This is a genomic window from Rhizobium sp. AN80A (assembly GCF_030053015.1).
GTDB lineage: Bacteria > Pseudomonadota > Alphaproteobacteria > Rhizobiales > Rhizobiaceae > Rhizobium > Rhizobium metallidurans.
In genome coordinates this window covers 625,001-638,310 of record NZ_JASJPX010000003.1, presented here as the reverse complement: position 1 = coordinate 638,310, position 13,310 = coordinate 625,001, and the positions used below count along the sequence as shown (strand labels likewise).

Here is a 13,310-nt window from a genome sequence, read left to right as displayed (position 1 = left end):
ACGCCCCCCAGTTATTTCAATGGAAACGCAAACACGTCCACCGGTTCGCCAAGCCCGCGCAGCGGAAACGCGCCCAGGCTGTCCATCTCGTCTTCCTGGCCCGCCATCTCCACGAAAGCCCTGGAGAGAAGCACCGGCCGCTTGATCTCCTTCGTCAGGCTCTCCAGCCGCGAAGCGACATTCACCGCCGGACCGATCACGGTAAAATCGAGCCGCCGGCGCGATCCGATATTGCCGTACATCACCTCTCCGACGTGCACGCCGATCCCATAACGAAGAACCTCGCGGCCCTTGCGCTTGTTCTCGGCGTTCAGCTCGACCATCAGCGCTTCCGCGGTCTTGATCGCCTGCAGCAGGTTTTCGCAGGCCTCGGGGTTGCTGAGCGGGAAGATCGCCAGCATGCCGTCGCCCATGAATTTCAGGATCTCGCCGCCATGCTTCTCGATCGGCTCCGACATCGCGTCGAAATAGCCGTTGAGGAGCTCGATCACGTCGTCACGCGGCCAGTGGTCGGAAATCGTCGTGAAATCGCGAAGGTCGCAGATCAGGATGGCGGCCTCCACGGTCGCGCCGCTGCCGCGCGTCGTCGCCCCGGCCAGGATCTGCTCGCTGGCATGCGGTCCCACATAGGTCTGCAACAGCGTGCGCGCCATGATGTTCTTCAGCCGGATTTCGGTCACCAGCGTCAGCGCCGGCAGCAGGTCCTTGAGATAATTGACATGCTCTTCCAGAAACCCGCCGGGACGATCGCTTGCGAAGGTCACGATATGGCGCTTGCCCAGCGTATGCTCCATCGGCCAGGCGATATATTCGGTCACGCCCTCGCGCTTGAGGTCGTCATAGAATTCGACGTGCCCGTCGCCGGGACGCAGCGCCTCGATATCCTTGCGCACCTCGGTCGCGCCGCTGAAGATTTCGTTGACGGGGCTTCGCAGGAACTGCGGCGTGTTTTCGGTGCCGTAGTCGAAGGTGGTGATCTTCGCCTCGGTCATCCCCGTCCTCCAGAGAAGCCGCGCGCCCAGCCATTGCGGATGATGCGTCCGGAAATGCATCGTGGCGCGGCTGACGGGAATGCCCTCGTCGCGCAGCCGGTCGCAGAGCTGGACCAGCAGATTGTCGATATAGCGCTCGTTGCGCGTCTCGTTGACCAGCCAGTCGAGGCTGGTCGTCCGGTGCCTCGGCCACTGGCCGACGCTCAGCTCGGAAGGCTCTGGAGCCGGGTTTGATAAGGATTGCATCGCCCTACACTCCGCGAGAGATCGCGGCCTTCTCAACATGAAAACAAAAAATCATTCCTACGCCAGCTAAATGGGGTGGCCGATCGTGGAATGGAATGCCTGCTTGGCAACATCTGGCGGAAAAAGTTTTATTCGGCCCGATTGATCAGCCCAGCAGCCGCCGCGTCTGCTCGATCGTTTGCGCACTCGGCCGTGTCGGCCGATACTCCAGTCCAAGAGCGCCGCGATAGCCCTGCGCCACGAGCCAGTCGGCGCGCGCTTTCAGATCGATCGAGCCGCTGCCCGGCTCGTTGCGGCCGGGATGATCGGCGACATGAACGTGGAAGACCTTGTCGATATCGCCACCGATCACCGTGGCCGTCTCCTCGCCCATGACGGCGGAGTGGTAGATATCGTAGATGATCCCGATCTCCTTCCTCCCCGTCTCCCTGGCGATATCGAGCCCTTCCCGGGTCGAACCGAGGAAATAGCCGACATGATCGATCAGCGTGTTCAAGGGCTCGACGCCGAGGCGAACGCCGCTGTCGGCGAGCGTTTCGCCGGCGCGCATCAGCGTTTCGGTGAGCGCCGCCCGCTGCTCCTCGCGGGTCTTGCCGGCGAGGTCGTCGCCCGCCTGCGCGATCAACGTCTTCGCGCCAAGCCGCCGCGCCACCTCGATCGACCGTTTCAGCCCCTCGAGAAACGCCGCCTGGTTGGCGCGGTCCGTCAGCGCGATCATCGGCTCCGCGACAAAGCTCGCGAGCTCGATCCCGGTCTCGTTCAGCGCCCATTCGAGGCTGCCGATGTCCTTGTTGGTCCACCGCCAGAATTCGACGGCCTCGACACCGTGACGATGGGCGAGCCTGATACGATCGGCAAAAGTCTCGGCTTCATCGGCGAAAAGCCATTCGATACAGGCAGACAGCTTCATGACATCCCACTTCGTTTCGGCAAGGCAAACGACACGTGCCGCTCGATGATCGCGATCGAACGGCAGGTAAGTGCCTGACTGTAAGCGCGCCGGCCCATCGGCGCCAGCACTAGACTTCCTAGCGTGAAATTACAAACCACAGCGATAGTTTTCACGCAAAATACACGCATCGTGTTTATTTTGGATTGTATCGGCAAAATCCCAAACTAGGATATTGCCAGCGCCGATCTGCGCATACCACCTGGAGACACCAATGCAGCTCGCGCCGCAGCACCGAATCTATGTCTGCTTCTTCCTGTTCGCCGTATCGATGGGCGCCCTGCTTGCGCGCCTGCCGGACCTGCAGCAGGCGCTCGGCGTCGATCGCTCGCAACTGGGGCTGACGCTGATCGGCGCGGCCGTGGGGGCGCTGACGGCGCTGACCTTCGCCTCCCCCATCATCGAGCGTCTCGGCGCCCGCACGACGGCCTTCATCACCGTGCTCGGCACATCGGCGCTGATCGCGACGGTGCCGTGGATGGCAAGCGCGCCGCTGGTCTTCTGCATCCTCATTCTCGAGGGATTGCTGGCCGGCTCGCTGGAAATCAACCTCAATGTCGAGATCGACCGTATCGAGGCGCAGCTCGGCCGCGGTGTGATGAACCGGGCGCACGGCTTCTGGAGCCTCGGCTTCTTCCTCACCGCGCTCGTTGCATCGGGCATTCGCCAGGCGGGCGTGCCGATGTATATCCATCTCGGCCTGACCTTCACCTTCGTTCTCATCGTCGGAACATGGGTGATCTCGGGCATGCGCAACGCGCCGGCGCGCGTCACGCACCACGAGGAAGCGAAGGCGCCGTTGATCGCGCTGCCGACGATGAGCCTGCTGCCGCTGTGCGGCATCGGTGTCGCCGCCTTCCTGATCGAGGGCGCCGGCATCGACTGGTCGGCGATCTACATGCGCGACGTCTTCAATTCAGAACCCTTTATCGGCGGACTGGGCCTCACCTCGTTCACCTTCTTCATGGCGGCCACCCGCCTGCTCGTCGACCTGCAGGTCGATCGTTTTGGCGCGCGCGCGGTGGCGACGGTGCTGCTGGTGCTCGCGGCGGCCGGCGTCATTGCCGTCTGGGCCGCCCCGCATCCCTTCGTGGCGCTGCTCGGCTTCGGCCTGATGGGCGCCGGCTGCAGCGCCGTCTATCCGCTCAGCGTCTCGGCGGCCGCGCAGCGCACCGACCGCCCCTCCCACGTCAACGTCGCGGCCGTCGCGCAGATGTCCTTCGTGGTCTTCTTCCTGGCGCCACCTCTGCTCGGCTTCATCGCCGACCATGCGGGCATGCGCATCGCCTATCTCATCTGCCTGCCGCTGATCATCTACGCGCTGCTGTCGATCAAATCGCTGCCCAGCCGCAGACGCGCCGACCAGCCGACCGATGCGAGCGCGGGAAGCGCGGCCTAAATAACGACGGCAAACTCGAAAAAAGAATTTTCGCGACCGCCGATGGCGTTCGCGAGGGCACCGCGAATCGTTGAGCCGGCAAATCATGCACTGCGCAAAAAATCCCGATCTGAATCGGTCTGGAACATGCTTTTCAGCATGACCCGGCACGCGCGACCGTTGTGATTCGCGCGGCTGAACCAAGATCAAAAAACGTCGGATAAAGTGCAGGCCCCGCCTCACCGGCGGCACTCGCCTGAGCGAGTGTTGCATCTGCAATACTTTGATTTCTTTGAGAGAATGGTGGGTGATGTAGGGCTCGAACCTACGACCCGCTGATTAAGAGTCAGCTGCTCTACCAACTGAGCTAATCACCCGTCCGCGCTGTGTTGCGTGGTGTGAGAGGGCGTATAAACAGGATCGTTCAGCTTGTCTAGCGCCCTTCCGAAAATTCTTTCGACAAACGCGATTTTTTTGTGCGTTGCCGAAATCCAATGAAATCAAAGGTCCAGTGTACCGGTCGCGAGCCTCACCGCCTGGCCGCCGATCCGGGCGTTCGAGATCGCCCCGCCTTCGACATCCATATGCAGGTGGATAAAGGACGGGCGCCCCATCTCCACGCCCTGCTCGATCATGACGTCGTGATGACCATCCGGCAGCCGGTCAAAATGGTGGATGGCACCTGACAGTGCCGCCGCCGCCGATCCCGTCGCCGGGTCCTCGACGATCCCCATGCCGCTCGCGAACATCCGCGTATGGAATTTCGCGACGTGGTTCACGCCACCACGGCAGTAGATATAGGCGGAGGCCAGCGCCCCGTCGACGAAAGGCACGGTCGCTTCCCAAAGCTGGGGGTCGAAGTCCAGCCGCTCGGCCACGCCGATGTCGCGCACCGGCACCAGAAGGAACGGCACGCCCGCCGACCACAGCGAGGGAACGTGATTCTCGAAACCGATCTCGCTCGTCTTCAGCGACAGCGCCTTGCCGATGCCGATCCGGTCGAGCGGCATGGCGATCTGCTGCGATTTGCGCGGCAGGTCGAATTCCGCGAAGCTCGCCTCACCCTCATTCAGCCGCACCGCGCAGCGCACCGGCCCGATGTTTTCCTCCAGCACCGAGACCAGATCGATGGTCGAACCGCCATGGATGCGCTCCGCGAGCGCGATCGCGGTTCCAACCGTCGGATGCCCGGCGAAGGGCAGCTCCCGGCCCGGCGTGAAGATGCGGATCTTGGCGACATGGGCGGGATTGCCGGATGCCTGCACGAAGACCGTCTCGGAAAGGTTCAATTCCTTGGCGATCGATTGCATCGCCTCGTCGCTCAGATCGTCGCCATCGAAGATGACCGCCAGCGGGTTGCCCGTCAGCTTGCGATTGGTGAACACGTCATAGACGCTGTAGCTGCGCGCCACATCGGCCTCCTTGTATCGATCCTCGTTGCGCCAACCTGCCCGACCGCTTGAGCGAGCGCAAGGCGTTAGGTGAGCGAAGACTTATGGAAGTACCAGTCGATGACGGGCAGCATCGCGAAGTTATAGGAATAGGCTTCCGGATCAGCCGAACGGATGGCGACGGCGCCCGCGATTTCCTTGTCCTCGGCAACCTGCATGTGCGCGTGGATCCTCTCGACGATCTCGTCGGCCGTCAGGTCGAATCGGTACATCTTGAGCACGGTGACGGTGCGTCGGTGATAGGTCGCGAAATATCCGTCGCCCGCCTTTGCGTCGCGAAGGTCGAAACCGGTTTCCTCCAGCACCTCGCGGCGCATGTTGTATTCCAGGTCGCAGCGCCCGTCGAAAATATCATCCGGCTCCAGCGACCCGGCCGCGAAATAGACCTGCCCGGGATTGGCCGTATGCGCGCCCATGCGGATCGCCACCAGCGCGCCGTCGCTGCTTTCGATGACGGGATAGGCGAAGAGATGGATACCACCCTGCCGCTCCGGTTGCCGCCGCCAATACATGAAGGTGGAAAAGGGAATGACATGCCCCTCGCCCGCAAGCCCTTCCGCCGTCAGCGCCAGCCGCTGCTGGAAAACCATCCGGCCATCGAACAGATGCGGATTGGCCTCCGTTTCGCTGACCCAGTTCTCGGTGATCGCATCGCCATTCGCGCTGTAAAACGGATGGTCATCAGGCAGAACCCTGAGATCGACCCCCGCGATCGGAAACACCGTGCGCGGCTCCGGCCAGCCGGCGAAATCCTCTGAAAAGTCCATCTCAAATCCCCTCATGTCAAATCGAGTTCCATGACGACGGGGCAATGGTCCGACGCCTTCGGCCGATCCCAGCCGGTGCGGGGATAACGCTCGACCTCCTGGCCCGGCGGAAACACCGTGCGAAAGGGCTGGCCGCTGCGAATGATCTCCGGCAGCCGCCCCGCATTGGTCTTAGCCAGCGCCGGCGACAGCCAGATGTAATCGAGCTGGCACAGCCACTGCTCCTCCGGCCCACGCGCGTGATAGAGCGTCCAGCGGTCGAGCGGATCGCGGCGGCGCACCACGTTCTCCGCGAATCCGTCGCGGCTGAATTCGTCGAGCGCGCTTTCGCTTTCGTCCTCGTGTTTGAACGAATACCCCGTCCGCCGCCGCCCGATCACATCGACGCGCTCCTGATAGTCGTTCATGTCGCCGCAGATGACGAAGCGCTTGTCGTCTGTGTTTCCCGCGCCGAACCGGCCTTCGATGATCCGGCGCACGGCACTCGCCTCGGCGCGGCGGATCGGCATCGTGTAGCGCCGCCCGTCCAGGCCCTCGCGCGGCCCGCCCATCGACTTGAAATGCACGACGTAGAGCGTCACCGGCACGCCGCCGATCCTGAGATCGAGCTCCAGACAATCGCGCTTGAAGATCTTGTCGTCGATACGGGCGTTCTGGGCGAGATCGTCGTTGAAGAGATTAAGATCGCGATAGGTGGTCATCGCATGGCTCTTGATCTCGACAAGCTCGATCTTCTGTCCGTCGCGCGTTTCCTCGCGCATCAGGACGGCGACGTCGATGCCGCGACTGTCATTGCCCTCGACCAGATATTTCTGCCGGTAGCCGTTGCCGACCATGCGGAAGAGATAGCCGTATTCGAAGGCCTGCAGCGCCTCCATGTTGTCGATCTCCTGCAGGCAGAGGATATCGGCATCCGCGTCGGCGATCGCCAGCGCCGTCATCTGCCTGGTGTCGTCGGTGGACGCGATCACCCGCGCCTGCTCCAGCTGCTGGTAGACGCCCTCGCTTCTGACGTCGAAGAGCTTGATCACCCGGTCCTGGCGCAGCTGGTTTCGAAATCCTGTGAAGTCGAACCGCGTCATGAGGTTTTCGACGTTGAAGGTGGCAATGCGTAAAGACATCAGGCACTTCCGGTTGGCTTTGCACCAACACTAGAGAGCAAATGCCGCTTCGAAAAGCCCGCTTCACCGATCATAGCCGCCATGCACCCCGGATCATCGCCCGGACGTCATCGCCGACGGCAAGCTTCGACCGGCTGAAGGCCCTGAGGATCTGCCCATCCGCCAGCCTGAGCCGGGCCGCATAACGCTCGCCTTCGTAGAGCACGGATTCGACCGTCCCCGCGATCCCTTCCCCGCCGAGAACGACATCCTCCTGCCGCACCAGAACATCCGATCGCGACGCCGAACCGCCACCACCCACAAACAACGGCTCGACCGCCGCCCAATCGAGTTGCCTGACGTCACCATCAGGAGACCTCAGCGAAACGATCGCCCCCCGACCGATCAACCCGCCGACGACGCGCCCCTCCGGCCGCGCATAGATCTCATCCGGCGGCGCCACCTGCAGCAGCTGCCCTTCCGACATCACCGCGACGTCGGTCGCCAGCGCCATCGCCTCGCTCTGGTCATGCGTGACATAGACCATCGTCGCGCCCGAACGCTGGTGGAACTCGCGAAATGTCTCCTCCATCTCCTGCTTCAGGTGACGGTCGAGATTGGCGAGCGGTTCGTCGAGCAGCACCACGTCGGGCGATGTGACGAGGCAGCGCGCCAAAGCCACGCGCTGCCGCTGTCCGCCCGAGAGATCGGCGGGCCGCCGCTCCGCATAGGCCTCGAGCCTGACGGTCGCGAGCGCCTCGCCCACCTTTCTGCGATAGGCCTCGCCAGAGATGCCGCGCACCTTCAGCGGATAGCCGACATTGTCGGCGACGCTCATATGCGGCCACAGCGCGTAGGACTGGAACACCATCGCCATGTTGCGCCTTTCCGGCGGCAGCGATTGCGAGGCGTCGGCGAGCAGCCGTTCGCCGAGATGCAGCGAGCCGTCCGTCGGCGTCTCGAAGCCGGCGATCATGCGCAGCACCGTCGTCTTCCCACAGCCGGATGGCCCGAGCAGCGCCAGGAAGCCGCCTTCGCGCACGTCGATCGAAAGGTTCGAGACGGCGGCGCGTCCGGTGCCGAAATCCTTGGCGACACGATTGAGGATCAGTTTCGCCACGGCACCACTCCCTTCGGCAGCCGCTTTGCCATCAGTTCCAGAAGCAGCATCATGAAAACGACCATGAGAACGACGAGCACCGACAGCGCCGAGGCGAGATCGGAACTGCCGCTGTCATCGAGATTGTAGATGGCGACGCCAAGCGTCTGCGTCCCCGCCGACCAGAGCAGCGCCGAGATGGTCAGCTCGTTGCAGGCGATCAGGAAGACGAGGATGACCGAGGCGCCGGCCGCCGGCGCGATCAGCGGCACGATGATATCCTTCAGCCGCCGGAAGAACCCCGCCCCCGACAGCCGCGCCGCCTCTTCCAGCGCCGGATCGAGCTGGTGGAAGGCGCTGACGACAGGCTTGAGGCTGACGGCGAAGAAGCTCGAGAGATAGGCGATCAGGATGATCCACACGGTCCCGTAAATCGTCACGTTGATCAGCGGAATGGGTGCCGCGAAGACGAGGATGAACGACACCGCGACGACGATCCCCGGCAGCGAATACGGGATCTCGATGACGCTGGCGACGATACGCCCCAGCAGGTCCCTGCGCCGCGTCAGCGCATAGGCGGCAAGCACGGTCACCATAAGGAGACACAAGGCGGTGCCCGCCGCCAGCGACAGCGAATTGACGAAGGCCGTCCGCGTCACCGCCTGCGTGAAGAGGATCTCGGAGAAGGCCTGGAACGTCATCGTCTTGAAGGTCAAGGGCACGCCATAGGCCGGCACCAGGGCACCGGCGAGCAGCGCGAAGAAGGGTGCCGCCAGCATGAAGAAGATCAGTATCCAGAGCACCGGCGCGAACAGGAGCTTCCAATATCCGAGCTCGAACGTGGCCGTCGCGCCCGAGAGACCGAGCACGCGGTAATCGCGCCCGCGCAGCGCCCGGTCCTGGATGGCGAGCCCGGCCACCGAGATGATCGCGATGATCGCCGACAGCAGCGCGACGTCGCCGAAGGTGCGGCTGGTGAAGGCCGAGAACTTGGTGAAGATCAGCGTCGGCAGCGTGTAGATCGAGGCCGGAATGCCGAGAATGGCGGGAATGCCGAAATTGCCGGTGCTGGAGACGAAGGAGATCGCCGCGCCCGCGATGATCCCAGGTAGCGACAGCGGCAGGATGATGTCGCGAAACACCCGGAAGCTGGAAGCGCCCGAGAGGCGCGCCGCCTCGACCCCGTCGCGCGGCAGCGACATCAGGCTGGCGCGCAGCGCCAGATAGACCAGCGGCGCATGCTGCACGCCATAAAGCAGCGCGATGCCGCCGACCGAGTAGAGCGGCTGCGGCGAGCCCAAAGGCGGCGCGATATGCAGCGCCTTCAGAAGCGGGCTCGACGGCCCCGACATCTGCACCCAGGCAAGTGCCGTCACCTGCGGCGGGATCATCATCGGCAGCACGAAGAGGAAGCTGATCAACCCCTTCGCCCTGATATCGGTGAGCGTCAGCAGAAAGGCGAAGGCGCAGCCGATCGCAAGCGAGATGATCGTGCCGAGGACGGCGGTGACCAGCGTGTAATAGGTCGCCGACCAGAGCGCCGGATCGGAGAGAACCGCGATCGCGCCGCCATTGGCGAAGGCCGCGACACCCGTCATCGCCAGCCGCGCAAGCGGCAGCACGCTGAGGATGAGAACGATCAGGACGATAAAGGAAACAGCCAGGCGGGCTGGCTGTTTCCGGGACGCACATATCCGTACATGGACGCTGTCGGCTATCAGTTCGAGCCGTAGATGCCCGAGAAGGTCTTCAGGTCGGCATCGGTGTTCTTGAGCGCGGAGGCGGCGTTGATCGGCAGGACCTTGATCGTGTCGCGTGCCGGGAAGCCTTCCGGAAGCTTCATGCCGTTACGAGCAGGGATGTAGCCGAGCTTGACGAAGCCTTCCTGGCCCTTTTCGGAGAGCACGTAATCGACGAACTTCTTGGCGGCGTCTGCATTCTTGGCGCTGGCGAGGATACCGACCGGCTCGGTCACGGCCGAAACGCCTTCCGTCGGGAAGACGAACTCGACCGGCGCGCCCTTGGCCTTTTCGCGGATCGGCATGTAGTCGACGATCATGCCATAGGCCTTCTCGCCCGAGGCGACGGCCTTGAGGATGCCGCCGTTACCGCCGGCAGCGGTTGCGCCGTTTGCGGCCAGGCCCTTGTAGAAATCCCAGCCGAGGCCATCGACGCCGGCAAGCGTCTGCGCGTGGATGAGGGCAGCACCCGAGGTCAGCGGGCTCGGCATGGTGACGAGGCCCTTGGCTTCCGGCTTCGTCAGGTCCTTCCAGCTCGTCGGCTTCAGCGATGCGGACGTGTTGTAGATGATACCGGTGGTGATCAGCTTGGTCGAATAGTAGTAGCCGTCGGCGTCATAAAGCGAGGCGTCGTAGTTGGCGGCCTCGGGCGACTTGTAGGCCATCAGCTTGCCGGCTTCCTTGAGGCGCTCGAGCGTCACGGTGTCGGCGATCAGGAGAACGTCGGCGACGGGATTGCCGGCCTCGATCTCGGCCTGCAGCTTGGCCATGATCTTCGGCGTGCCGTCGCGCACCCAATCGACCTTGATGTCGGGGTTGGCGGCCATGAAGCCATCGACGGTCGCCTGCGCATCCTCGTTCGGCTGGCTGGTGTAGAGCACCAGGTTGGCGGCGGATGCGGGAACGGCAAACAGGCTTGCGGCGAGAAGCGCCGCGGCGGAAACGATGGTCTTCATTGGATAATGCCCTCGGTGATGGAAGGCCCGTTCATTAGACATCTGGATTAACACGATTGTGACAGTTGACGTGCGCCGATCATCAATGCGTCGCCCTTGACCCGATCACCTCACCCCTATCTTCTAGCCCGCGTTTTCATTTTCGATTTCGGGACAGGAGGAAGTCTTATGGAATATCGTCAATTGGGCCGTTCGGGCCTCAGGGTTTCCAGACTCACCATGGGCACCATGACCTTCGGCGGCAAGGGCTGGGCAAAGACCGTGGGCGACCTCGGCGTCTCGGAAGCCCGCCGCCTCGTCGACATGTGCATCGACGCCGGCGTCAATCTGATCGACACGGCCGACGTCTATTCGGCGGGCGCCTCGGAAGAGATCATCGGCGAGATCCTCGGCGGCGTCAGGAAGAACGGCACGCTGATCGCCACCAAGGCCCGCTTTCCGATGGGCGAAGGCCCCAACGACGCCGGCAATTCGCGCTACCACCTCATCAGCGCCTGCGAAGCCAGCCTCAGGCGCATGAAGACCGATGTCATCGATCTCTACCAGGTGCACGAATGGGACGGCCAGACGCCGCTCGAGGAAACCCTGGAAGCGCTCGACACGCTCATCAAGCAGGGCAAGGTCCGCTACGTCGGATGCTCCAACTTCTCCGGCTGGCACATCATGAAGGCGCTGGGCATCAGCGAGCGCGAGCACCGCGAGCGCTTCGTCAGCCAGCAGATCCACTACACGCTGGAAGCCCGCGACGCCGAGTTCGAGCTGCTGCCGATCAGCCTCGACCAGGGGCTCGGCGTGCTGGTCTGGAGCCCGCTCGCCGGCGGTCTTTTGTCGGGCAAGCACCGCCGCAACCAGGCCGCCCCCGAAGGCACCCGCCAGTTCGCCGGCTGGACCGAGCCGCCGATCCGCGACGAGGACCGCCTGTGGAATATCGTGGAAACGCTGGTGTCGGTCGCCGAAAGCCGCAACGTCTCGGCGGCCCAGGTGGCGCTCGCCTGGCTGCTCGGTCGCCAGGCGGTGACGTCGGTCATCATCGGTGGACGCACGGAAGCGCAGTTCAAGGACAATCTGGCGGCGGCCGACCTGAAACTGTCGGCGGAAGAGCGCAAGCGGCTCGACGATGTCAGCCTGCCGCAGCTGCTCTATCCCTACTGGCACCAGCGCAACACCGCCAGCGACAGGCTTGGCGAGGCCGATCTATCCCTGCTCGGCCCGCACCTCAATCAATAGAACGGAAACGGTCGGCGGCTCTACGCGCCGCCGATCTCGCCCGCGATCAGCTTTCCAAGCCGCGCGATGCCTTCCTCGATCTTCTCCTCGTTGCTCGACGAGAAGCTCATGCGCAAGGTGTTCTCGCCCGAGCCATCGGCGAAGAAGGCGCGGCCCGGCACGAAGGCGACCTTGACGGTCTCGATCGATTTCGCCAGCAGCTTCGCCCCGTCCATACCCTTTGGCAGCGTCACCCAGACGAACATCCCGCCCTCGGGCTTCGTCCAGCTGACACCCTCGGGCATATGCTTTTCGAGCGCCGAAAGCATCACGTCGCGACGCTTGCTGTAGGCGGCCTTGATCTTGGCGACCTGGGCGTCGAAGCCCTTGCGCGCGACCTCGGCGATGGCGATCTGGTTGATCGTCGAGGAATGCAGATCGGCCGCCTGCTTCATCAGCACCAGCTTGCGAATGACAGGGGCGTTGGCGACGATGAAGCCGACACGCAGGCCGGGCGCCAGCGTCTTCGAGAACGAGCCGCAATAGATCGTCCTTGTCTTGTCGATATCGCCCTTCTCGGCGATCTCGAGCGACAGGATCGGCGCGATCGCCTCGCCGTCATAGCGCAGCGACTGATATGCCGCGTCCTCGATGATGGCGATGTCCATCTCGTCGGCGAGCTTGATCAGCTTTTCGCGCGCCTCGAGGTCGACGCTCTCGCCGGTCGGGTTCGAGAAGTCGGCGGAGAGATAGGCGAACTTCACCTTGCCACCGGCCTCCCTGGCCTGCGCCTGGTAGGAGGCGGGCGTGCGGTTACCGTTGGGCGTCAGCTGGTCGTAGGCCGGCTCATAGGCGTTGAACGCCTGCAGCGCGCCGAGATAGGTCGGCCACGTCACCAGCGCCGTGTCGTTGGGCGACAGGAACAGCTTGCCGAGATAATCCAGCCCCTGCTGCGAGCCGGAGACGATGAAGACGTTGTCGAGGCCGCAGGCAATGCCGAGCTTGCCCATCTCGCCCACCAGCCATTCGCGCAACGGCTTGTAGCCTTCGCTCACCGAATACTGCAGGGCCGAGTTGACCGCCGTGCTGTCGAAAATATCCGAATAGGCCTGCTTGAACTCCCTGTCGGGAAACAGCGCCGGATCGGGAATTCCGCCCGCGAAGGAAATGATATCGGGCTGATCGAGAAGCTTCAGGAGTTCGCGGATCTCCGAGGCGCGCATGCGCGACGAGCGGGTTGCAAAGATGTTGTCCCAGTTCAGCATCGGGGAGCTTCCTCGTAATTTTTTGTCTTTACTGGACAAGACCACGCAATAAATGATAAGTCAACATTACTGACCTATTTGTTTGCTACCGTGACAATTTTCAGGTCTTTTAATGCGAAAGCCGGTGAAATCGGCCTTTGCAAAGCATAGGTTGCGGCAGTA

10 protein-coding genes, 1 tRNA gene and 1 pseudogene are annotated in these 13,310 nt (G+C 63.2%); 2 read left to right on the top strand and 10 right to left on the bottom strand.

Annotated features, from left to right (window positions below; genetic code table 11):
• Nucleotides 1-11: 11 nt before the first annotated feature.
• Together P3R82_RS14660 and P3R82_RS14655 are read right to left on the bottom strand one after the other, a co-directional pair.
• The gene (locus P3R82_RS14660; RefSeq protein ID WP_283194378.1) at nucleotides 12-1,238 is read right to left on the bottom strand and encodes an adenylate/guanylate cyclase domain-containing protein; all 1,227 of its coding nucleotides are present in this window, start codon (nucleotides 1,236-1,238) and stop codon (nucleotides 12-14) included.
• Nucleotides 1,239-1,383: 145 nt separating this feature from the next.
• Nucleotides 1,384-2,148: a TIM barrel protein gene (locus tag P3R82_RS14655; protein WP_283194377.1), complete on the bottom strand. Its 765-nt coding sequence runs from the start codon at nucleotides 2,146-2,148 to the stop codon at nucleotides 1,384-1,386.
• Nucleotides 2,149-2,401: 253 nt separating this feature from the next.
• Here P3R82_RS14655 and P3R82_RS14650 point away from each other — a divergent pair, with 253 nt between their 5' ends.
• On the top strand, nucleotides 2,402-3,586 hold the full coding sequence (locus P3R82_RS14650; RefSeq protein WP_283194376.1) for an MFS transporter: 1,185 nt from the start codon (nucleotides 2,402-2,404) through the stop codon (nucleotides 3,584-3,586).
• A 280-nt stretch (nucleotides 3,587-3,866) separates the two neighbouring features.
• Here P3R82_RS14650 and P3R82_RS14645 read toward each other — a convergent pair.
• The 7 genes and pseudogenes from P3R82_RS14645 to P3R82_RS14615 all read right to left on the bottom strand — a co-directional run bounded on the left by P3R82_RS14645 (nucleotide 3,867) and on the right by P3R82_RS14615 (nucleotide 10,677).
• Nucleotides 3,867-3,942 (bottom strand) — tRNA-Lys (locus tag P3R82_RS14645).
• Nucleotides 3,943-4,065: 123 nt separating this feature from the next.
• Nucleotides 4,066-4,977: a PhzF family phenazine biosynthesis protein gene (locus P3R82_RS14640; RefSeq protein WP_283194375.1), complete on the bottom strand. Its 912-nt coding sequence runs from the start codon at nucleotides 4,975-4,977 to the stop codon at nucleotides 4,066-4,068.
• A gap of 65 nt (nucleotides 4,978-5,042) precedes the next feature.
• A complete protein-coding gene (locus tag P3R82_RS14635) occupies nucleotides 5,043-5,798 on the bottom strand; it encodes an NUDIX hydrolase (protein WP_283194374.1) in 756 nt (251 codons plus the stop codon).
• Entirely contained in the window at nucleotides 5,795-6,904 is a 1,110-nt protein-coding gene (locus tag P3R82_RS14630) for an endonuclease/exonuclease/phosphatase family protein (RefSeq protein WP_283194373.1), read from the bottom strand. The genes P3R82_RS14635 and P3R82_RS14630 overlap by 4 nt, the downstream gene beginning before the upstream one ends.
• Nucleotides 6,905-6,974: 70 nt before the next feature.
• Entirely contained in the window at nucleotides 6,975-8,003 is a 1,029-nt protein-coding gene (locus P3R82_RS14625; protein WP_283194372.1) for an ABC transporter ATP-binding protein, read from the bottom strand.
• A pseudogene (locus tag P3R82_RS14620) lies at nucleotides 7,991-9,684 on the bottom strand (iron ABC transporter permease). Before P3R82_RS14620 ends, P3R82_RS14625 begins: the two are co-directional and overlap by 13 nt.
• A 15-nt stretch (nucleotides 9,685-9,699) precedes the next feature.
• On the bottom strand, nucleotides 9,700-10,677 hold the full coding sequence (locus P3R82_RS14615; protein WP_283194371.1) for an ABC transporter substrate-binding protein: 978 nt from the start codon (nucleotides 10,675-10,677) through the stop codon (nucleotides 9,700-9,702).
• A 168-nt stretch (nucleotides 10,678-10,845) separates the two neighbouring features.
• On the opposite strand from P3R82_RS14615, the gene P3R82_RS14610 reads away from it, so the two are divergent.
• On the top strand, nucleotides 10,846-11,904 hold the full coding sequence (locus P3R82_RS14610) for an aldo/keto reductase (protein WP_283194370.1): 1,059 nt from the start codon (nucleotides 10,846-10,848) through the stop codon (nucleotides 11,902-11,904).
• Between the two features lie 20 nt (nucleotides 11,905-11,924).
• On the opposite strand, the gene P3R82_RS14605 is transcribed toward P3R82_RS14610, so the two are convergent.
• Entirely contained in the window at nucleotides 11,925-13,148 is a 1,224-nt protein-coding gene (locus tag P3R82_RS14605) for a PLP-dependent aminotransferase family protein (protein ID WP_283194369.1), read from the bottom strand.
• Nucleotides 13,149-13,310: the final 162 nt, after the last annotated feature.